The organism is Caulobacter sp. LjRoot300 (assembly GCF_964253875.1).
GTDB lineage: Bacteria > Pseudomonadota > Alphaproteobacteria > Caulobacterales > Caulobacteraceae > Caulobacter.
Map to the genome: position 1 here is coordinate 74,408 of NZ_CAXUSA020000006.1, position 20,232 is coordinate 94,639.

At 68.7% G+C, this 20,232-nt stretch carries 23 protein-coding genes and 1 pseudogene; 9 read left to right on the forward strand and 15 right to left on the reverse strand.

Annotation, left to right across the window (positions count from 1 at the left end; translation table 11 throughout):
- Positions 1–22 precede the first annotated feature (22 nt).
- The gene (locus tag ACSQ2G_RS20030) at positions 23–922 is read right to left on the reverse strand and encodes a M56 family metallopeptidase (protein ID WP_436033889.1); all 900 of its coding nucleotides are present in this window, start codon (positions 920–922) and stop codon (positions 23–25) included.
- Positions 912–1,280 (reverse strand): BlaI/MecI/CopY family transcriptional regulator, encoded by a 369-nt coding sequence (locus ACSQ2G_RS20035; protein WP_057186465.1) that lies wholly within the window; start codon positions 1,278–1,280, stop codon positions 912–914. Before ACSQ2G_RS20035 ends, ACSQ2G_RS20030 begins: the two co-directional genes overlap by 11 nt.
- 115 nt (positions 1,281–1,395) lie before the next feature.
- Here ACSQ2G_RS20035 and ACSQ2G_RS20040 point away from each other — a divergent pair, with 115 nt between their 5' ends.
- The gene (locus ACSQ2G_RS20040; RefSeq protein WP_436034052.1) at positions 1,396–4,272 is read left to right on the forward strand and encodes a bifunctional [glutamine synthetase] adenylyltransferase/[glutamine synthetase]-adenylyl-L-tyrosine phosphorylase; all 2,877 of its coding nucleotides are present in this window, start codon (positions 1,396–1,398) and stop codon (positions 4,270–4,272) included.
- 298 nt (positions 4,273–4,570) lie between these two features.
- Here ACSQ2G_RS20040 and ACSQ2G_RS20045 read toward each other — a convergent pair whose 3' ends face one another.
- On the reverse strand, positions 4,571–4,942 hold the full coding sequence (locus ACSQ2G_RS20045; protein WP_436033892.1) for a hypothetical protein: 372 nt from the start codon (positions 4,940–4,942) through the stop codon (positions 4,571–4,573).
- 245 nt (positions 4,943–5,187) lie between these two features.
- On the opposite strand from ACSQ2G_RS20045, the gene msrP reads away from it, so the two are divergent.
- Both msrP and msrQ read left to right on the forward strand, forming a co-directional pair.
- A complete protein-coding gene (gene msrP, locus ACSQ2G_RS20050; protein WP_436033894.1) occupies positions 5,188–6,108 on the forward strand; it encodes a protein-methionine-sulfoxide reductase catalytic subunit MsrP in 921 nt (306 codons plus the stop codon).
- Positions 6,108–6,842, forward strand: coding sequence for a protein-methionine-sulfoxide reductase heme-binding subunit MsrQ (gene msrQ / locus ACSQ2G_RS20055; RefSeq protein ID WP_436033896.1), 735 nt, complete (start codon positions 6,108–6,110; stop codon positions 6,840–6,842). Before msrP ends, msrQ begins: the two co-directional genes overlap by 1 nt.
- A gap of 164 nt (positions 6,843–7,006) precedes the next feature.
- Here the strand turns inward: msrQ and ACSQ2G_RS20060 are convergent, their stop codons facing one another.
- From ACSQ2G_RS20060 to ACSQ2G_RS20110, 11 genes are all read right to left on the reverse strand, one after another.
- Positions 7,007–7,705 (reverse strand): lysozyme inhibitor LprI family protein, encoded by a 699-nt coding sequence (locus ACSQ2G_RS20060; protein WP_436033898.1) that lies wholly within the window; start codon positions 7,703–7,705, stop codon positions 7,007–7,009.
- Between the two features lie 3 nt (positions 7,706–7,708).
- Positions 7,709–8,362: a lysozyme inhibitor LprI family protein gene (locus ACSQ2G_RS20065; RefSeq protein ID WP_436033900.1), complete on the reverse strand. Its 654-nt coding sequence runs from the start codon at positions 8,360–8,362 to the stop codon at positions 7,709–7,711.
- 48 nt (positions 8,363–8,410) lie between these two features.
- Positions 8,411–9,673, reverse strand: a complete 1,263-nt coding sequence (locus ACSQ2G_RS20070) for a dipeptidase (RefSeq protein ID WP_436033902.1) — start codon at positions 9,671–9,673, stop codon at positions 8,411–8,413.
- A 194-nt stretch (positions 9,674–9,867) separates the two neighbouring features.
- On the reverse strand, positions 9,868–10,221 hold the full coding sequence (locus tag ACSQ2G_RS20075; RefSeq protein ID WP_436033904.1) for an RcnB family protein: 354 nt from the start codon (positions 10,219–10,221) through the stop codon (positions 9,868–9,870).
- Between the two features lie 277 nt (positions 10,222–10,498).
- Entirely contained in the window at positions 10,499–11,251 is a 753-nt protein-coding gene (gene radC, locus ACSQ2G_RS20080) for a RadC family protein (protein WP_404979934.1), read from the reverse strand.
- Positions 11,252–11,490: 239 nt separating this feature from the next.
- Positions 11,491–12,321, reverse strand: coding sequence for a type I methionyl aminopeptidase (gene map / locus ACSQ2G_RS20085; RefSeq protein ID WP_436033906.1), 831 nt, complete (start codon positions 12,319–12,321; stop codon positions 11,491–11,493).
- Between the two features lie 171 nt (positions 12,322–12,492).
- Positions 12,493–13,035, reverse strand: a complete 543-nt coding sequence (locus ACSQ2G_RS20090) for a DUF2971 domain-containing protein (RefSeq protein WP_436033908.1) — start codon at positions 13,033–13,035, stop codon at positions 12,493–12,495.
- Between the two features lie 120 nt (positions 13,036–13,155).
- Positions 13,156–13,578, reverse strand: a complete 423-nt coding sequence (locus tag ACSQ2G_RS20095; protein ID WP_436033910.1) for a hypothetical protein — start codon at positions 13,576–13,578, stop codon at positions 13,156–13,158.
- A gap of 55 nt (positions 13,579–13,633) precedes the next feature.
- Positions 13,634–14,344 (reverse strand): DNA/RNA nuclease SfsA, encoded by a 711-nt coding sequence (gene sfsA / locus ACSQ2G_RS20100; protein ID WP_436033911.1) that lies wholly within the window; start codon positions 14,342–14,344, stop codon positions 13,634–13,636.
- A gap of 1 nt (position 14,345) precedes the next feature.
- A complete protein-coding gene (locus ACSQ2G_RS20105) occupies positions 14,346–14,786 on the reverse strand; it encodes a PIN domain-containing protein (protein ID WP_436033913.1) in 441 nt (146 codons plus the stop codon).
- On the reverse strand, positions 14,783–15,082 hold the full coding sequence (locus ACSQ2G_RS20110; protein ID WP_436033915.1) for a hypothetical protein: 300 nt from the start codon (positions 15,080–15,082) through the stop codon (positions 14,783–14,785). Before ACSQ2G_RS20110 ends, ACSQ2G_RS20105 begins: the two co-directional genes overlap by 4 nt.
- 129 nt (positions 15,083–15,211) lie before the next feature.
- Here ACSQ2G_RS20110 and ACSQ2G_RS20115 point away from each other — a divergent pair, with 129 nt between their 5' ends.
- Positions 15,212–15,994, forward strand: a complete 783-nt coding sequence (locus ACSQ2G_RS20115; RefSeq protein ID WP_436033917.1) for a competence/damage-inducible protein A — start codon at positions 15,212–15,214, stop codon at positions 15,992–15,994.
- Here ACSQ2G_RS20115 and ACSQ2G_RS20120 read toward each other — a convergent pair whose 3' ends face one another.
- Positions 15,995–16,384 carry a helix-turn-helix domain-containing protein gene (locus ACSQ2G_RS20120; RefSeq protein WP_436033919.1) on the reverse strand — a complete coding sequence of 130 codons (390 nt, stop codon included), beginning with the start codon at positions 16,382–16,384 and terminating at the stop codon, positions 15,995–15,997.
- A gap of 120 nt (positions 16,385–16,504) precedes the next feature.
- Here ACSQ2G_RS20120 and ACSQ2G_RS20125 point away from each other — a divergent pair.
- From ACSQ2G_RS20125 to ACSQ2G_RS20145, 5 genes and pseudogenes are all read left to right on the forward strand, one after another.
- Positions 16,505–16,696: pseudogene (locus ACSQ2G_RS20125) on the forward strand (LuxR C-terminal-related transcriptional regulator); the annotation flags it as partial.
- Positions 16,697–16,886: 190 nt separating this feature from the next.
- Positions 16,887–17,243: a hypothetical protein gene (locus tag ACSQ2G_RS20130; protein ID WP_436033921.1), complete on the forward strand. Its 357-nt coding sequence runs from the start codon at positions 16,887–16,889 to the stop codon at positions 17,241–17,243.
- A 201-nt stretch (positions 17,244–17,444) separates the two neighbouring features.
- The gene (locus tag ACSQ2G_RS20135) at positions 17,445–17,789 is read left to right on the forward strand and encodes a hypothetical protein (RefSeq protein WP_310082300.1); all 345 of its coding nucleotides are present in this window, start codon (positions 17,445–17,447) and stop codon (positions 17,787–17,789) included.
- A 69-nt stretch (positions 17,790–17,858) separates the two neighbouring features.
- Positions 17,859–18,314: a hypothetical protein gene (locus ACSQ2G_RS20140; RefSeq protein WP_436033923.1), complete on the forward strand. Its 456-nt coding sequence runs from the start codon at positions 17,859–17,861 to the stop codon at positions 18,312–18,314.
- A gap of 131 nt (positions 18,315–18,445) precedes the next feature.
- Entirely contained in the window at positions 18,446–20,074 is a 1,629-nt protein-coding gene (locus ACSQ2G_RS20145) for an ABC-F family ATP-binding cassette domain-containing protein (RefSeq protein ID WP_436033925.1), read from the forward strand.
- Positions 20,075–20,232 lie beyond the last annotated feature (158 nt).

The following is a 20,232-nucleotide window of genomic DNA, read 5'->3' on the forward strand; positions in this document are numbered from 1 at the left end:
AAGCGTCTTGCGACTGACAGCCTTAATGGTGCAGCTTGGGCAGGGTGATGCCGTCGACCGGGCCGTCGCCGACGAACCGGCCGGGCCAGGAGATCTCCTGGCTGGGCAGCGGGCCGCGCGGCGTGACGGTCCAGACGCCCAGAGCGGTGACCACCGCGATCAGGGCGATCGCGGCGGCGCCAGCGGTCTGGCGGCGATAGCTGGGCTCGGGCCGGGCCAGCAGCCTGACCCGCAGCAACAGCGGATGGGCCGCGAAGAAGCAGGCCAGGGGCGAGCCGGTCCGGCTGGTATGGGCCTCCAGCAGGGCCTCGGCATAGGGGCGGCGCAGGTTGGGGCGCAGGCTCAGGACCGAGGCGTCGCAGGCCATCTCCTGGTCCAGTCGCGCGCACAGGGCGCCGAGGTGGATGAACGGATTGCACCAGCCCAGGACCTGGACGGCGGCGATGGCCAGGTTGGCGATCGGGTCGCCGCGCTTGATGTGGGCGCGTTCGTGCAGGTCGACCATCTTGCGGGCCTGCTCGTCGAAGCGGGTCGAGAAGTCGGCCGGCAGCACGATGCGGGGCCAGAAGACGCCCATGACGGCCGGACCGGCGCGCCCGGCCTGGGCTCGGGTCCGGAAGGCGCGCTCCTGCAGCAGGATCACCGTGGCCAGGGCGACACCGCCGGCCAGCCAGATCGCCATCACCAGCACGGCGCGCTCCTCGCCCATCAGCGGCGGCGGCGCGCCCGAGCCCAGGGTCTCCGACAGGCTGGGGAACACCGTGGCGATCGCCGCCACGGGCACCAGGGCCCACAGGCGATAGGCCAGGCCGGCCCCGAACGCCGCCCGCATCGGGCCGCGCAACAGCAGGACCAGCAGCACCGCGGCGGCGGCGGCCGCCTGAGTGCGCAACAGGGTCAGGGCCAGCAGTTCAGCCATCATGTTCGAGACCCTCGATCAGAGTCTTCAGTTGCTTGATTTCGTCGGTCGACAGGGCGCGGTGCTGGGCGAAATGCGCCACCAGCGGCGTCAGCTGGCCGTCGAACAGGCGGTTGAGCAGGCTCTGGCTCTCGGCCTGAACATAGTCGGCCCGCTGGATGATCGGGGCGTAGCGCGCCCGGCCCTCGATGCGGTCCGAACGGATCGCCTTGCGCTTCAGCAGCCGGTTGATCAGCGTCTTGACCGTCGCCTCGCCCCAGCCCTGGGCCTCGGCGACCTCGGCCATGATCTCGTCCACCGTCAGGGGCTGGCGCGTCCAGAGCGCGTCCATGATGCGGCTTTCGGCCTGGGTGATGTTCATGGCGTTCCAATCTCCGAACGCCAACGATTACGCCTGTAACATCGGCTGTCAAGCGATCGCGGAGGTCACACGAGACGGGATGACCTCGCCGCCCGCCCGCGCCACAGTGGCGGCCATGACTCGCCTGCTCGAACGCCTCACCCCCTGCGGCCCCGTGGTCGATCCCAAGGCCGCCGAACGGGCGCACGAGACCATCGTCCGGCGGTTCGGCGAGGCCGCGCCGCTGGTCGAGGCCGCCTGGCCGGCCCTGGCGCCGATCTTCGCCGCCTCGCCCTACCTGAGCGGCCTGGCGCGGCGCGACGGCCAGCGGCTGCCCGCGCTCCTGGACGGCGATCCCGAAGCGCGGCTCGCCCAGGTCCTGGCCGCCGCCGAGGCCGTCGCCGCCGAGCCCGACTTCGAGACCGCCCGCCGCGCGCTGCGCGAGCTGAAGGCCGACCTGCACCTGCTGACCGCCCTCGCCGACCTGGGCGGGGTCTGGGACCTGGACGCGGTCACCGGCGCCCTGACCCGCTTCGCCGACGCGACCCTGCACGCCTCCCTGGCCCAGGCCGTGCGGCTGGAGGTGGCGCGCGGGGCCCTGACCCACGTCGGCGAAGGCTCGGACGGCCCGGCCCCGGGCCTGTTCTGCATCGCCATGGGCAAGCACGGGGCGTTCGAGCTCAACTATTCCAGCGATATCGACTTCTCGATCTTCTACGCGCCGGAGGCCCTGCCGGTCGCCGAGGGCGTCGAGCCGCAGGGCGTGGCGGTGCGCATCGCCAACCATCTGGGCCGGCTGCTGGCCGAGCGGACGGCCGACGGCTACGTGTTCCGCATCGACCTGCGCCTGCGCCCCGACCCGTCCTCGACCCCGCCGGCCATGCCGATCGACGCTGCCCTCGACTACTACGAGAGCGTCGGCCAGAACTGGGAGCGGGCGGCCCACATCAAGGCGCGGATCTGCGCCGGCGACTTCGCGCGCGGCGCAGCGTTCCTGGCCGAGCTGCAGCCGTTCATCTGGCGCAAGAACCTCGACTTCGCCGCCATCGCCGACATCCACTCGATCAAGCGCCAGATCCACGCCTACAAGGTCGACGACCGCCTGACCGCCAAGGGCGCGGACCTGAAGCTGGGGCGCGGCGGCATCCGCGAGATCGAGTTCTTCGTCCAGACCCAGCAGCTGATCCTGGGCGGTCGTCATCCGGACCTGCGCAGCCCCCGCACCCTGGACGCCCTGGCCGCCCTGTCCGAGGCCGGCCATGTCACGCCCGAGGATCGCGACTATCTGATCAAGGCCTATCGCGACCTGCGCGCCCTGGAGCACCGGGCCCAGATGATCGCCGACGACCAGACCCACAAGCTCCCGGAGTCCGATACCGATCGCAAGAAGGTGGCCGCCCTGTGGGGTCACGCGGCGTTGCGCAGTTTCGACGCCGTGGTCGGCCAGATCCTCAAGGGCGTGAACCGCCGCTACGGCGCGCTGTTCAAGGGCGAAGAGGCGCTGTCGTCGCGGTTCGGCAGCCTGGTGTTCACCGGTGTCGAGGACGATCCGGAGACCCTGGCCACGCTCAAGCGCATGGGCTTTTCCCATCCCGAGCGGGTGGCCGCCACCATCCGCGGCTGGCACCACGGCCATATCGCCGCCACCCGCACCGCGCGGGGCCGCGAGCTGTTCACCCGCCTGGCCCCGCGCCTGCTGGACGCCGCCAACGCCACCGGCGCCCCGGACGACGCCTTCAACCGCTTCGGCGACTTCTTCGCGGGGCTCAGCAGCGGGGTGCAGATCCAGTCGCTGTTCCTGGCCCAGCCGCGACTGTTCGAGCTGATCGTCGAGGTGATGGCCTTCGCCCCGCGCCTGGCCATCACCCTGGCGCGACGGCCCACGGCGCTGGACGCCCTGCTGGACCCGGCCTTCTTCGGGCCGATGGAGATGCCGACCGAGGCGTCCTGGGATCCGGCCGACTTCGAGGGGGCGATGGACGCCGCGCGGCGGCTGTTCCGCGACCAGAGCTTCCGGATCGGGGTGCGGGTGATCAGCGGCACGGCGGGCGCCCGCGACGCCGGGGCGGCCTTCGCCGACCTGGCCGACCTGATCGTCGGCGGACTGGCTCCCGCGGCCCTGGCCGAGGTCGAGCGGCTGGGCGGCGCGTTCCCGGGTCAGGTGGCCGTGGTCGCCCTGGGCAAGGCCGGCTCACGCGAGATGACCGCCAAGTCGGACCTGGACCTGATGACGCTCTACGCGGCCGACGATCCCGGGAGGCCGTCGGCGATCAAGGGCTGGGGCGCCGAGAGCTTCTACGCCCGCTTCACCCAGCGCCTGACCTCGGCCCTGTCGGCCCCGACCGGCGAGGGCACGCTGTACGAGGTGGACCTCAAGCTGCGGCCCTCGGGCACCAAGGGCCCGGTGGCGGTCAGTTTCGCGGCCTTCGAGGACTATTATGCGCGCGAGGCCGAGACCTGGGAGCTGCTGGCCCTGACCCGCGCCCGGGTGATCTGGGCCTCGTCGCCGGCGTTCCAGGCCCGCGCCGAGGCGGCGATCGCCACCGCCCTGCGCCGGGCGCGGGATCCGAAGAAGACCGCCGTCGACGTGTTGGAGATGCGCCAGCTGATGGAGGACGAGCGGCCCAGTAAGGGCGACTGGGACCTCAAGCTCACCCCCGGCGGCCTGGTCGACATCGAGTTCGCCGCCCAGTTCCTGCAACTGGTCCATGCGGCGCAGGGCGGCCCCCTGGCGCAGAACACCGGCGAAGCGCTGGCGGCGCTGGGCCGCGCGGACCTGGGCGACGCGGCGGCCCTGGCGGCGTTGGAATCCGCCTGGCGGTTGGAGCAGGACCTGTCGCAGCTGCTGAAAGTGGCGCTGGAGGACGGCCACGACCCCGACACCGAGCCCAAGGCGTTCCGGGCGCTGCTGGCCCGGGCCGGCGGCGTGCGCGAGTTCCGGTCGCTGAAGACCAAGCTGGCCAGGGCCAAGGCCGAGGCGCGGGCGGCGTTTGAGGCGGTGGTGAAGCGGTAGCGGTGTTTCGGAGGAAGGCTGTCGCCTATGCCTCCGCACAAAAGCCTTGTCATCCCGGGCGGACCCCGGCGAAAGGCGGGGCTGACCCGCGACCGCCGGAAGCGCATGTTTTCACGCCCCGGTCCCGGATCTTCGCGCTGCGCGCTCGTCCGGGGATGACAGGTTTTTTGCGGTAAATCCCTATGCCGTTCGCGCCCGTCTCAACGCGGCTGGGGACACGCACACGTGCATGTCCCCGTCAAAACCCCCGTCAAAACACCGCTCATCCTGGCCAGACGTCGCCGGCCGGCCGGCGGCCTTAGGCCGTTTCGAGCTTCCGGGCGACCGTCAGGTGGTTCACATAGGCCTCGTCGGTGGTGAAGGGGATCTCCTTCACGTCGATCAGCAGGCGCTTGTTCTGCCCGACGATCAGGATCTTGGGCAGATAGATGCCGCCGAACGCGGCATGCACCGCGTAGGGCGTCGTGCCCTTGGCCAACGGGCCGGTCCAACCCATCACGTCGATCGCCAGGCCGCCGACGAAGTGGGGATCGCGGACCAGCTGGATGCCGGTGGTGAAGTTCGGCGCGGCGCCCTTGACGCTGACGCTGAAGAAGCCCGGTTCGCGCAGGCCGGTCCAGACGTAGGTCGCCTCGGCCGTGTCGAATGGCTCAGGACCATAGAAACCCATGACGCTCTCCCTGTGTCTCGACTTCCGTCCGCCGGCAGGGGTCGACGGAAGACGACGTCGCCGACAGCCGGCGGCGTTCGAGTGCGATCTATGCGCGAAATTGAGAAAAATACTAGTTAAAAGTGTGTGTTGGGTCACCTCGCCTTTGGGGCGATCACGCGCGGCGCGGAAAAGCGCCTCCTGGCCGCTGTAACCATTGGCGCTTCCAATGCGTATCTTCCAGGGTAGCTTCCCCGGAGCCCGCCATGCTGATCCGCCACGCCCCCGACCTGACCGACAACGACGTCACCGACCGGGGCCTCTATCTGCGCCGGCGCGCGTTCATCGGCGGGGCGGCGGGGCTCGGCCTGCTGGCGGCGGCGGGGACGGCCGGCGCGCGGGGCCTGGCCTACAAGCCCGGGTTCTCGACCACCGAGCCGCCGACGCCGAAGAAGGACATCACCGGCTACAACAACTTCTACGAATTCGGGGTCAACAAGGAGGATCCGTCCGAGAACGCCGGCTCGTTGAAGACCCGCCCCTGGACGGTGCGCGTCGACGGCGAATGCGAGAAGCCGGCCAGCTTCGCGATCGACGACCTGATCAAGGGCCAGAAGCTGGAGGAGCGCATCTACCGCATGCGCTGCGTCGAGGGCTGGTCGATGGTGATCCCGTGGGTGGGCTTCCCGCTCAAGGACCTGATCGCCCAGGTCCAGCCGACCTCGAAGGCCAGGTTCGTGGCCTTCGAGACCCTGATGAGGCCGTCCGAAATGCCCGGCCAGCGCTGGGACACCCTGGCCTGGCCCTATCGCGAGGGCCTGCGCATCGACGAGGCGGTCCACCCCCTGACGATCCTGGCCGTGGGCCTCTATGGCGACGTCCTGCCCAACCAGAACGGTGCGCCGCTGCGGCTGGTCGTGCCGTGGAAGTACGGCTTCAAGGGCGCCAAGTCGATCGTGCGGATCAGCCTGGTCGAGAAGCAGCCGGCCACCGCCTGGAACGTGCTGGCGCCGCGCGAGTACGGCTTCTATTCCAACGTCAATCCGGCTGTGGACCATCCGCGCTGGTCGCAGGCCACCGAGCGCCGCATCGGCGAGTTCCGCCGCCGCGAGACCCTGCCGTTCAACGGCTATGGCCAGTACGTCGCCGACCTCTATCGCGGCATGGACCTGAAGCGGAACTTCTGATGCCGCTGCAGAGCCCCCTCAGTCGCTTCGCGACAGCTCCCCCAGAGGGGGAGCAGCTTGGTGTCATAGATCCTCCCCCTCTGGGGGAGGTGGCCCGGAGGGCCGGAGGGGGTGCGCGCGGTGCCAAGAAACGCCCCTCGAAAACCATGGACAACCTGGTCTACGCCGCTGTCTGGCTGGCCTGTCTCGCGCCGCTGGTCTGGCTGGCCTGGCGGGGGTTCAGCGGCGACCTGGGGGCCAATCCGATCGAGGCCCTGATCCGCCAGATCGGCGTCTGGGGCCTGCGCCTGCTGCTGGTCGGCCTGGCGATCACCCCCGCCGCGCGCATCCTGAAGAAGCCGCGCCTGGTCCGCTTCCGCCGCACGATCGGCCTGTTCGCCTTCAGCTATATCGCCCTGCACCTGCTGACCTATATCGGCGTCGACCTGTTCTTCGACTGGGGCCAGCTGTGGAAGGACATCCTCAAGCGGCCGTTCATCACCCTGGGCATGGCGGGTTTCGTGCTGCTGGTCCCACTGGCCGTGACCTCGACGAACCGCTGGGTAGTCCGCCTGGGCCGCGCGACCTGGCAGAGGCTGCATGGGCTGATCTACCTGATCGTCCCGCTGGGCGTGGTCCACTACTACCTGCTGGTCAAGGCCGACCACCGGCCGCCGCTGGTCTATGCGGCGATCCTGACGGTGCTGCTGGGCTGGCGAGTGTGGGACGCGTGGACAAGGCGTGTGCGATCTTAAAGCCTCCATGGTTGTCATCCCGGAAGCCTCGCAGAGGCTGTCCGGGACCCAGGGGACTGGGCAAGGCGGTGCGGCTGTCCTGGGTCCCGGACAAGCGCTGCGCCCGCCCGCCGCTGGGCGGGCCACTTGCGCGACCCGAGGCCGGGATGACAACGGGTGAGGCGTTAGAACAGCTCCGCTTCCGGATCCCGCGTCTGGTCTCGCTTCCACCAGCCGCCCAGCTGCGCCCCGCCGCACGGGCCTTTCTGGGTCACGGTCACCTGGTCGATGCTGAACGACGCGTCCAGCCGGCAGGCGTCGGGGCCGGTCCCGGCCAGCGGGAAGGCGACGATGGTCTGACCGGGGAGGACCTTCACCTTGGCGCCGTCGTCGGTGAAGCCCTGGGAGGTGTTGGCGTCGGCCAGCTGATAGGCGAGCTCCAGCCCCGTCGGCGTCGCCTTGACGCCGAGGAAGTCCTGGCCCCGTGTATAGATCCCGCTCAGCCGGAAGCCCGGATTCCTCAGCACGGCGATGCGGTCGGCATGGATGGCGCGCAGGCAGGACAGGGCGGTCGCGTCGTCGATGCACAGGATCCCGCCCTGGCCCATGTCGGGCGGCAGCAGGGCGCGCGAACCCACCCAGCCGCGCTGGCTCATCCGCACATAGGCGGCGATCTTGCCGTCCCAGAGCTTCAGCGCCTCGCCATAGGCCTTGGCCAGGTCCTCGTCCTGCCGCGACAGTTGCGGATCCTTGCAGATCAGTTTCTCGACCTTGGTGCGGGCTTTGGCGCAGTCGAAGCTGGCGGCGGCGGCCGGCGCGACCCCCGCGACGGAAACGAGCGCGATCAGCAGCAGGCCCGCGAGGGCGGCGGCGAGACGAGGCATGGCCTACTCCGACAGATAGGGCGACTTGGCCGGATCGCGGCGGAACACCTTCAGGTCGGTTCCCATCGCGCAGTGCTCGGTCTTGGGCGCCGACAGGGTCGCCGTGTCCTGGGTGAGGGTCAGCACGCGCGGACAGCCGGCGTCCTCGAAGCTCAGCCTGCCCGAGGCGTCGACGTCGCCCCTGGCCTGCAGCAGCATGTTGCCCTTCGGGTCGGGGCAGACGTAGAGCTCGGCCCCGATGCCGGCGTCGGGATAGCTGGGCGTCACGTCCAGATAGACGCCGTCGTCAGGGCAGCGCCCGGCGATGTAGCGGCCCATCCATTTCAGGCTGGGATGGGTCAGGAAGGTCAGGCGGCGCTCGTAATCCTCCTTCAAGCAGGCGACGTCGGCCTTGCAGACGCCATTGCGGTCCTTGAGCCACTCCCGCTGTTCGTTGCGGACGAAGGTCGACCAGTTCCCCGCCGGCCACAGGCCCTGGGCCGCCTTGAACGCCGCGGCCACCTGCTCGTCCAGCTTGGAGACCGCCGCGTCCTTGCAGATCGCCCTCTCGGTGGGCGTACCAGCCTTGGCGCAGTCGAAGCTGGCGGCCCAGGTCGCCGTCGGCGCGGCGAGCCAGACCAGGGCGGCGACGCCGGCCCAACACGCGACACGAACCATTCGGAACCCTCCCGGACCGATGTCCGGCCAGGGTAATCGATAACGACGTTATCCGATAGGCTTGGCCTTGGCGGCTTGCTGGGCCGCGTAGTCCTGGGCCTGGCGGACGGCGCGCAGCACGTTGCCGCCCCAGATCGCCGCCACGTCGGCGTCGGTGTAGCCGGCCGCCTTCAGCCGGGCGGTGACCTTGGGCAGGTCGGCGACGTCCTCGAAGCCGATCACCCCGCCGCCGCCGTCCCAGTCGGCGCCGATGCCCACGTGCTGCGGCCCGACCAGCTTCAGGGTGTGGGTCAGGCTGGCCACGAAGTCCTCGAAGCTGGCGCGGACGGGCGGGAACCTGGCGTCGACCTCGGCGCGCTTCTTCAGATAGGCGACCATCTCGGCCTCGGTCGCCGTCTCGCTGTCGGGCGCTGTCCCCAGGGCCTTCAGGGCGGCCAGGCGTTCGGGGCTGGCGGCGGTGTTCTTCAGATAGACCGAGTTGATGCAGATCACCCCGCCGGCGTCGGCGATCTTCTTCAGCCGGCCGTCGTCCAGATTGCGCGGGTGGTCATAGATCGCCCGGGCCCCCGAATGCGAGGCGATGATCGGGACCTTCGACAACTGCACGGCCTGGTCGACCACGTCGTCGGAGGCGTGGCTGACGTCGATCAGGATCCCCAGCCGGTTGGCCTCGGCCAGCCAGCGCAGGCCCAGGGGCGAGAAGCCATGCCAGATCGGCTTGTCGGTCGAGCTGTCGGCGAACTGGTTGTTCTTGAAGTGCACCGGCCCGGCCATGCGCACGCCGGTCTTGTAGAAGGTGTCCATCAGGGTGAGGTCCTCACCCATCGGCCAGCTGTTCTCGATGCTCTGGAAGACGAACTTCTTGCCGGCCTTGTTGATCCGTTCGGCGTCGTCGGCGGTGTAGGCCAGTTCGAACCTGTCCGAATGGGCCGCGACCATCTCGCGGATCTCCGTCGCGCGTTCCAGGGCGAAGTCGCGGGCCTGGCGATAGCCCTCGGCGGTCAGCTCGCCCTGGGCCGTGTAGATCACGAAGAACCCGCCATCCAGCCCGCCGGCGTCCATGCGCGGCAGGTCCACCTGGGTGCCGTCGGCCTTGACCGCGTGCCGCTCGGCCATGCTCCAGCCCTGCCGGGCGAAGTGCTCTGGCGTGTCGAGGTGGGTGTCGAGGGTCAGGACCTGCTCGTGCAGGGCCCGATCGGCCTTGGAGACCTCGCCGGCCTTGGAGGCGTCGGCCGCCCGGCTTGAGAGAGGGGCCGCGGTTGAGGCGAACAGGGCGGCGGAGCCGAGGAGAACGGTCAGCAGGCGGGTCATCTGGGCTCCGACGCGGTGTTGAGGCGGCCACGCTCGGGGATCGCGGGCGGACGGTCAAGGTGGCAAGCCCCCTCCGGCCCTTCGGGCCACCTCCCCCAGAGGGGGAGGATCTTTTCCGAGCAGATGCTCCCCCTCTGGGGGAGCTGTCGCGGAGCGACTGAGGGGGGCGCTCCGCGAGCAAGCCGCGCGATGTGCTAGTAGAACGCCCCGTAGATCGCGTCGTCGATCCGTCCAGTGCGGGTGTCGACCAGCAGCAGGTCGGGCCCGTAGCGCACCCAGCGATAGCCCCACGGCGGACCTTCCAGCCCCATGCGCCAGTAGTCCTCGTAATAGTAGCCGGGCGCCAGGAACAGCGGCGGCAGCATCAGGCCGATCGTCCAGCGCCGGTAGCGATAGCCGCGCGGGTAGCGCCAGCGCGGCCCGCGGATCGGCCGGAAGCCGGGCGGGCGGCCCGTGCCGGGGCGGTGTGGTCCCAGGGGCGGCGGCCGGCCGGGACGCGGCGGCGGCGGGCGATGGCCGCCCGGCGGACGGGGCTTCGGCTTCGGCATGGGCCGGGGCGGCGGACCGCCGGGGTTGGGCCGGGGCGGCGGGCCCGATCCCGAGGGCGGGCGTCCGCCACCCTGTCCGCCGCCAGGACCGCCACCGGGCCTGCCGCGCTGTTCATTCGATTGGGCCTGGCCGATCCCGGGGATCAGCAGGCCTAGAGCCGAGGCGAGGAGAAAACGTCGATTCATCGCAGTCCTCCGAAAAGCCCCCCGGCTGAAGGTTGACTATAGCCGGTGATCCGAAATGCAAAAGCCGGTTGTATCGGCGCGCGCTGCACGCTCAGAACAGACCCAGCGCCTTGAAGCTGGCCACGCCGTCGCGGCCGACCACCAGGTGGTCGTGGACGCCGATCTTCAGCGCCTTGCCGGCCTCGACGATCTGCTTGGTCATCTCGATGTCCGGGCGCGACGGGGTCGGATCGCCGCTGGGGTGGTTGTGCAGCAGGATCAGGTTGCTGCTCGACAGCTCCAGCGCCCGGCGCATCACCTCGCGCGGATAGACCGGGGCGTGGTCGACCGTGCCGTGGTTCATCACCTCGTCGGCGATCAGCTGGTTCTTGTTGTCCAGGAACAGGACGCGGAACTGCTCGCGCGGCTCGTTGGCCAGGGCGACGCGGACATAGCCCAGCAGCGCCGTCCAGGACGAGATCACCGTCCGCTTGGCCAGCTTGTCGCGGCCGGCCCGCAGGGTCGCCTCGTGCAGCAGTTTCAGGTCGATGGCGGCGGTCTCGCCGACCCCCGGCACGGTCTTCAGCTCCTCGATCGAGGCCGAGAGCGTCGCCCCGAACGAGCCGAACCGGGCCAGCAGCGCCTTGGCCATCGGCTTGACGTCGCCGCGGGCGAAGGTGCGGAACAGGTACAGCTCCAGCAGCTCGTAGTCGGGCAGGGCCGACAGGCCGCCAGCCTTGGCCCGTTCGCGCAGGCGCTCGCGATGGCCCATCTGATGAGCGGGCGAGCTTCTGGCCGGCGGGCTGGCCGGGGCGGCGTCGGCCACGCCCGGCGGGGTCGCCTTCAGTGATCTGCCGCTGACCATCTCGCTCCCATCGTGCGAGAGGGGATTAGGTCAGATCAATTAAGGGTTGTCGAGTCGATGTCGCCCTCTCCAGGAGGGAGAGGGAGGGGCCCGCGCGAAGCGTGGGAGGGTGAGGGGTTTAGACGTCCGACGGCGTGCCGGCAGGGCGCTCAGAGAAAACGGTAAAGGTGTAACCCCTCACCCTCCCACGCCTATCGGCGCGGGCCCCTCCCTCTCCCTCCCGGGAGAGGGTCTAATCTTCAGCCGCCCAGGATCGCCGGCTGGAACAGCCCCGTCGGCGAAGCGGTGAACACCTCGTAGCCGTCCTCGGTCACGCCGATCGAGTGCTCGCACTGGGCCGACAGCGACTTGTCGCGGGTCACGGCCGTCCAGCCGTCGCCCAGCACCTTCACCGCGCTCTTGCCCAGGTTCACCATCGGCTCGACGGTGAAGAACATGCCCGGCTTCAGCACCGCGCCCTGGCCGGGGCGGCCGAAGTGCAGGATGTTCGGGGCGTCGTGGAACACCTTGCCCAGGCCGTGGCCGCAGAAGTCGCGCACCACGCTGCAGCGCTGGGCCTCGACATAGGACTGGATGGCGTAGCCGATGTCGCCCAGGGTCGCGCCCGGCTTGACCGCGTCCAGGCCGCGCTTCATGCCCTCGTAGGTGATCTCGACCAGGCGGCGGGCGCGCGGGCCCACCTCGCCGACGCCGTACATCCGCGAGGTGTCGCCGTGCCAGCCGTCGACGATCACGGTGACGTCGATATTGACGATGTCGCCCTCGCGCAGCGCCCACTCGCCCGGGATGCCGTGGCAGACCACGTGGTTGCGCGAAATGCAGACCGTCTTGGGATAGCCGCGATAGAACAGGCAGGCGGGCAGGGCGCCGTGATCGAGGATGAACTCGCGGGCCAGGGTGTCCAGGTGGTCGGACGACACGCCGGGCACGACGTGCGGGATCAGCATGTCCAGACACTCGGCCGCCAGCTTGCCGGCGCGGCGCATGCCCTCGAAGTCGGCGGGCTTGTGGATCTTGATCGCGCCGGTGCGGGTCTCGGCTTCGATCTCGGTCACGTCTTCAAGGGTCATGGCGGTCTGGTCTCAAAAGGCCGGTGCGTCCCGCCAGGGAATGCGCCGGGAAATACGGATCTCGTTCGGGCTTATGTCGCAACGATAGCACAGAACTTCAACGCCTGCTTCCGCCGCGTGGCTCATGCCCTTCGGGGGGAGGCCGGATCTAGGCCTGCGCGGTCTTGGTCATCAGAGCCACAGACTGGCGCCGCGATTTTTGACGATCCGGTACGAGTGAAACGCCAGTCGAGCCTTCCAGATTTTCACACCGGTCATCCCGCCCAGCGCGTCAGCGACCTCAGCGCGCGTTATGTCTGAATTGGCGCCGACGATGATTTCCCGAAGGCGTAGGCCATCACCAAAGGTCTGGAAATGGTGCTCACCAACGGCATTGGCCGCGTGGATCTCGCACCACAGCCTATATTCGGATTCGTAGCGCCAATGAGCGTACTTCGTGGCCATGATCTTCCGCATCGCCAAGTCTGAGATCAATGGCGATTCATCCAACAATCGGTCAAAGTAGTTGTCAGGAAGACGTGTGCGACGGTATTCGACCTTCGCCAAGACCTCGCCGGGCAGGTCAAATCCCAATACCATGCCGCGATGTCGGTCGCCATAGTGGCTCCACTGGACCGGGTTTCCCGTTTCTGTACTAAAACAGATCAAACCGAACGCGGCGTCGAATTTTTTCCGCCAAAGCTTGAAGGTTTTGCGCCTGGTAGTGTCGTTCAAAGCCACTGGAGCCAGTTCAAATGGGTCATTCACGTCCCTGACACGGGATATGCGGACACGGCGGTTCCTTACGTCGTCTAAGCCCCATTTCTTGCTCAGGTAGTGATATACTCGCATGGTCTATCGACGAACGCGCGCCGCCATCACCCTTCTGAGGTTCGGGACGCCAAACTGCTTCTCGAAAACCTCGGCGAGTTTCTTCGCCTTGCGTCCCAATGGCGCACTAATTGGCTTCTCAAGGTCGATGTGCCAACGGTTGGACGCGTGCTGCAGCATAATCCCCCGATATGGTCCGCCCGCCTGAATGGTAAGCAATGGTTTGTCGAGCATGAAGATGAGCGCGAACGAGAAATCGCGAAGATCTTCATAGTGGAGCGTCACTTGATCATGCGAGATGTGTCGCATGTCTTTTGAGAATTCGACGTTCACCCGCTCCGCGAGTTCCTTGATGGGTAAGCCGGCGTAGCGACGTTCGGTGTCCTGAGCACGCTCGAACAGGAGGTAAGCGGTGCGAGCTGTTTCTTTGTCGAGAAAACCGAACACAGCTGCCGCACCACATTTCTCACGCCGAATAAGTCGGTCGCGACCACCTTAGCTTTCATCGTCCAATGCGACACCACTGAATTCTTCGTCTGATGGTTACGCGTTGAGTTGTTAGGTCACATGCATAGACCAGCACTTCGACACCTGCCTTTGCCGCTACGTCCAGGCCCTGCGCGAAGGCCGGGTCGAGGTCGGCGCACGCGGTGAAAACCTCGCAATCGGTGCGCTGCACCACGAACAGCGCCACGGCCCGGTCCCCCTGAGCGACCATCGCGGCCAAGTCGCCCAGATGCCGCGTCGAGCGCGCCGCCACGCAATCGGGGAACTCGGCCAGGGGCGGGGTGCGCGACAGGTGGCAGTTCTTGACCTCCAGCCAGCAAGGCGGACGATCCGGGTGGGCCAGTAGGAAGTCGACCCGGCTGGCCTCGGCGTATTTCACCTCCGGCCGGACGGTCGCATAGCCCGCCAGTTCCGGAATGGCGTCGGCCGCCAGGGCTTCGGCCACCAGCTTGTTGGGCAGCATGGTGTTGACGCCCACCAACCCGCCATCCGCTTCCACCAGTTGCAGCGTCCAGGCCAGCTTGCGCTTGGGATCGCCCGACCACGACACCCAGGCGGCCAGGCCGGGATCCTTCAGGCCCAGCATCGCCCCGGGATTCGGGCAATGCGCGGTGATCGCCCGCCCGTCGTCCAGCACCATGTCGACGAAGAAGCGCTTGTAGCGCTGGACGATGACGCCGCGCGCCATGGGTTGCGGGAGAAGCATGTCAGCCGCCTGGGCCGGGTCGCATCGGGTTGAAGCACTCCACCACGCCGGCGAAGTGGCGTTCGTTGTCGGTGACCACGACACAGGCGTTGGCCTGGCCAATGGCGCCGATGATCATGTCGAGCGCGCTTCGCGGCGCGCCCTGGCGATGACCTTCGGCCATGAGGTGCGCCCAGGCCTCGGCCGCCGCCTCGTCGAACCCCAGCACACGGGTTCGGAACAGGGCCGGGGGGCCAAGTTCGCCGGCGTACCAGGCTTCAAGCTCCCGACGTTTGCGGCCTTCCGGCTTCTGCAGGATGCCGCGCCGGATTTCGGCCAGGGAGAAGGTCGAGATGTAGAGGTCGGTGTCTAGCTGGCCAGCCATCCAGTCCAGCAGGGCCGGCGAGGGTTCTGGCTTGACGACGTTGCTGATGACGTTGGTGTCGAGGAGGTAGCGCGTCATAGATCGATGTCGCGCCCGGCAGTGGTCTCACGATCCAGGTCCAGGTCCGCCCCGACCAGGGGCGATTGGCGAAGAGCCCGCAGGATGCCGCCGCGCTGATCCGGCGAAGGCGACACCCGCGCTTCGATGTCCGCCCGCAATCGAGCCCCGGCCTCGTCGTTGCGCGCCAGGCGCTTGGCGACCGCGCGGAGCAGGGCCTTGTCGGATTCCAGGCCGCGCACCTCGAAGCGGTCCAGCCCCTGTTCGCGCAGCCGGCGCCTGTTGTTCTCGACCGCTCGCCGCTGTGCGTCCGCCATGTTCGCTCCTTCTAACCGGTAATATAGCCGGTCACCGGTCGACCGCAAGCGGCGCGCCATCGGTTGCGGCGTGAACGCGGCGGGCTTAAGTCGGATGGCGAACGGGCGCGGATGTAGGGAATCGAGACGATGACGGCCACCCAAGCCAGATCGGGCGAGCGCGTGACGGCCGCCGTCCTGATCATCGGCGACGAGATCCTGTCGGGCCGCACCCAGGACGTGAACCTCAACGCCATCGCCAAGTACCTGGCGACCTACGGCGTCGACCTCTGCGAGGCGCGGGTCGTGCCCGATGTCGAGCAGGAGATCGTCGACGCCGTCAACGCCCTGCGCCACCGCTACGACTACGTGGTCACCACCGGCGGCATCGGCCCCACCCATGACGACATCACCGCCGACTCGGTGGCCAAGGCGTTCGGGGTGACGGCGCCCGAGCATCCCGAGATCATGGCCATGCTGCGCGAGCGCTGGGGCGAGCCGAACGCCGCCCGCCGACGCATGGCCCACGTGCCCGAGGGCGGCACGCTGGTGAAGAACCCCGTGCAGGGGCCGCCCGGCTTCCAGATCGGCAACGTCTTCGTGCTGGCCGGGGTGCCGGCGATCATGCGCGGCATGCTCGACGACGTCGGCCCGCGCCTGCGCACCGGGGCGGTGGTGATCAGCAAGACCGTCCGGGTCACCGGCACCGGCGAGGGCACGATCGCCGCGCCGCTGGAGGCGGTGGCCAAGGCCTATCCGGACCTGTCGATCGGCAGCTATCCGTTCTTCGCCCCGCCCGACGTCTATGGCGCCAACCTGGTGATCCGCGGCCGCGATCCGGCCGAGGTCGAGGCGGCGGCCGAAGCGCTGGTGGCGGCGCTGGCCGAGGTGGGGGCGAACGGCATCGAGCGGGTGGCCCCCGATCCGGCCTAGCTACGCCACGTCGGCCGTGTCGTCCGGCTCGACCAGGGCCTTGGCGACGTTGAGGATGGCCTTGCGAGCCTTGGGCGTGGCCTGGCCGTAGGCGCGCAGCAGGTCGATGGCGCCCGGCGTCGAGAGCGCCGTCAGCATGGCCACGTCCTGCTCGGCCACCACGTCCTCGCCCACCAGGCTGCCGACCGTGGTCTGCAGCTTGGCGGCGATGCGCACCAGCATCGAGGCCGAGACCCGATTGGTCCCGCGCTCGTATTTCTGGACCTGCTGGAAGGTCAGGCCCAGCACCTGGGCCAACTCATCCTGGCTGATCTTCATATGGCGCCGCTGCACGCGGATGCGGGTGCCCACCGCGACGTCGATAGGATCTGGACCAGTCGGCGTGATCAAAGGCCGCCCTCCCCGCTGAAATGCCGATTTCGGAACTATCGGCTTGGCCTGGGCCGGCCGCAATGCATTCTTGCATCGTACACGGCGCGTCGGGCGCCGCCGACGATCCTTTCGAGCGTGATGGACAGGCCTTCGATTCCCCCGGCGCCCAGCGTCGAACTGCTCACCCAGCGGGAGCGGGAGGCCCTGCGCTGGGTCGCCGAACACAGGCTTTCCAAGGAAATCGGCCCGTTGATGGGGGTTTCCAAGTCGCGCGCCGACGCCCTGGTCGAAAGCGCCTGCCGCAAGCTGGGGGTCAGCGGCCGCCGCGCCGCGGCCCGGGTGCTGACCGCCCACGACCAGGTCGCGCCCTCCGCCGCCCGCGCCGTCCCTCGGGACGATACCCCCGGCTATGGGACTGAATCCCACAGCGACTCAATGGGACTGTCGCGAGTCCCGCCTTCGCCGTCCGATGCCGCCTCGACACTCCGAGGAACGGACCAAGACAGTGAACATCAGCGTGGTGAACGACAACGAAGCGACCAGCCTGGCGGGAACCCGCCTGAGCCTGCTGGTGCGCAAGGCGCTGCAGATCCGCGAGGCGGCGGCCCATTTCGAGCACGACTGGCCGCCGTTGATGCGCCGGCCGCCGATGCCCGCCTTCGCCTGGACGGAGCTGGAGCGCCAACTGCTGAGCCTGGCGCCGGAGGCCCTGGCGCCGATGGTCCGCGACCTGGTCTCGGCGGTGCGCAAGGAGGCTGGCCCCAAGCCACCGGAGATGGTGCTGCGCGAGATCCTGATCGTCGCGGCAACGGTCCTGGACGAGACCTTCCACGCCAAGTGGCGCGAGGCCTGGGCGGAGGATACGACCATGTCCTGAGCCCTGCCGCCCGTCTGCTGATCGTCCTCGCCATCGCCGCCGCCTGCAGCCTGCTGGTCGGCGGCCTCCTGGGGGCCCGGCAAGTCGCCCACGTCTTCCAAGTCCTGCGTCACGGCTGACCCTCGGGGCTGAACCCCGCGACGGGCGCCGGGGCGTCCGTCATCAGCAACGCGCCTTCGGGCGCGGGGGGAGCACCGTCACATGAAACGCCGCATCGTCGCCGAACGCCTGGCCAGCCATCTGTTCACCACCGAGGAGGCCGTCGACACCACCCTGGCCCTGATGGGCGACCTGATCGCGGCCATGCCGCGCGCCCGGCTCGAGGCCGGCCTCGCGGCCGGCGTCGGTCAACAAGCCGTCGACCGCGTGCTGGAAGCCGCCTCGGGCATGGCCAGCGCCCGCCGCTCGCTGATCGCCGCCCACGAGGCCCTGGCCGACGCCAAGGACCAGATCGGGCTGCGCCGGGTCACCCTGGTGGGCGGCGGCGACAAGACCGGCGCCGACGTTCCGCGCACAGGTCACTTGCGGGAGATCAAGAGCGCGTAAGGCGCCGCCGTGGGCCCTTGGCGGGACCTCGATTCATGAGACACATGTCGCTCCTGGCGCGGGGGCGACATGTTTCACGTCTCGAACTTCTTCTCCGACCTGTTCTCGATCCTGCCGACCCAGGTCGCGGCCATGGCCATGCTGGCGGTGTGCGCCCTGGCCTTGCTGGTCGGCCGGCGGCTGGAGCGCGGGCTGGCCGTGGTCACCGTCGCCGCCTGGTTCCTGTCGGCCGCCGTCCAGACCCCCGATCCCGCCGGGGTGCAGTGGGGGATCTTCACGGTCGACATCGTCTACCTGCTGGTCCTGGTCGCCCTGTGCGCCTTCGAGCGCCGCGTCTGGATCCTGTTCATGACCGCCTTCCAGCTGCTGGTGGTGCTGACCCACGTGGCCTTCCTCATCGACCGCACCCTGATGCAGTGGGGGTTCTTCTCCGCCTACTACCTGTGGAGCGACGCCCAGCTGGCGGCCTTCGCGGTCGGCGTGGCGCAGGCGGGGTGGGAGCGGTGGAAGGCCAGGAAGGCCTGATGGAGCAGCCCTGGCCAAGGTCCGGGCGCGCTGGTTCGGGGAGGGGGGATGACGCCCCAATCCATCGCGCTTGGAATTGAGATGGCTCCAAGGCTGGCGTTCTTCTTCCACCCGCGCTAGCAGACCGCCCCATGATCCGCCTCGACAATATCTCCAAGCAGAACGGCCACCAGATCCTGTTCATCGAAGCCTCGATGGGGATCCAGAAGGGTGAAAAGGTCGGGCTGGTCGGCCCGAACGGCGCCGGCAAGACGACGCTGTTCCGCATGATCACCGGCCAGGAGGAACCCGACGACGGGCTGGTCGCGATCGATGCTGGCATGACGATCGGCTATTTCAGCCAGGATGTCGGCGAAATGTCGGGCCAGAGCGCGGTCGCCGCGGTGATGGACGGCGTCGGTCCGGTCAGCGCCCTGGCCGCCGAAATGGCCACGCTCGAAGCGGCCATGGTCGATCCGGACCGGGCCGACGAAATGGACGCCATCCTCGAACGCTATGGCGAGGTGCTGGAGCGTTTCCAGGAACTGGACGGCTATGCGCTGGAGGCGCGGGCCCGCGAGGTGCTGGCCGGCCTCAGCTTCAGCCAGGAACGGATGGATGGCGATGTCGGCCTACTGTCCGGCGGCTGGAAGATGCGCGTGGCCCTGGCCCGCATCCTGCTGATGCGGCCCGACGGCATGCTGCTGGACGAACCCAGCAACCACCTGGACCTGGAAAGCCTGATCTGGCTCGAGGCCTTCCTCAAGGCCTACGACGGCGCCCTGCTGATGACCTCGCACGACCGGGCGTTCATGAACCGCATCATCGGCAAGGTGGTGGAGATCGACGGCGGCTCGCTGATCACCTATTCGGGCGATCTGGACTTCTACGAACAGCAGCGCGCGCTCGGCGAGGCGCAACGCCAGGCGCAGTACGAGCGCCAGCAGGCCATGCTGGCCAAGGAAATCAAGTTCATCGAGCGGTTCAAGGCGCGCGCCTCGCACGCCGCCCAGGTCCAGAGCCGGGTCAAGAAGCTCGACAAGATCGAACGCGTCGAGGCGCCGCGTCGCCGCCAGGCGGTCCAGTTCGACTTCCAGAGCCCGCCGCGGTCGGGCGACGACGTGATCAACCTGCGCGATGTCCACAAGGGCTACGGCGCCCAGCCGATCTATGAGGGCCTGGACTTCCTGGTGCGCCGCAAGGAACGCTGGTGCGTCCTGGGCGCCAACGGGGCCGGCAAGTCGACGCTGTTGAAGCTGGTGGCCGGCGACGCCAAGCCTGACCAGGGCACGGTCAATATCGGCGCCAGCGTCAGGATGGGCTATTTCGCCCAGCACTCCATGGACCTGCTGGACGGCGAAGAGACGATCTTCGAGTCTCTGGAGCGCTCGTTCCCGCAGGCGGGCCAAGGCGCGCTGCGCACCCTGGCGGGGTGCTTCGGCTTCTCCGGCGACGATGTCGAAAAGCCCTGCCGGGTCCTGTCCGGCGGCGAGAAGGCGCGCCTGGTCATGGCCAAGATGCTGTTCGACCCGCCGAACCTGCTGGTGCTCGACGAGCCGACCAACCACCTGGACATGGCGACCAAGGAGATGCTGGTCGCGGCCCTGGCCGACTTCGAGGGCACCATGCTGTTCGTCTCGCACGACCGCCATTTCCTGGCGGCCCTGTCGAACCGCGTGCTGGAGCTGACGCCGGAGGGCGTCCATCAGTACGGCGGCGGCTACACGGAATATGTCACCCGCACGGGCCAGGAAGCGCCGGGGCTGCACCCGGGAGCATAGCGGCTCGTCTCGTCAAAGCGGCGAGACCCTTTTTCACCGGGAGCGATGGCGGGCAGGAGCGCGGCCTCGCTCAGGTGTGGTCGGCCATACTCGCCCAGGCCCCCCGATGACGCGGCGACATAACCATAGAGGGCAATCTTTATATATACGTCCTTGTG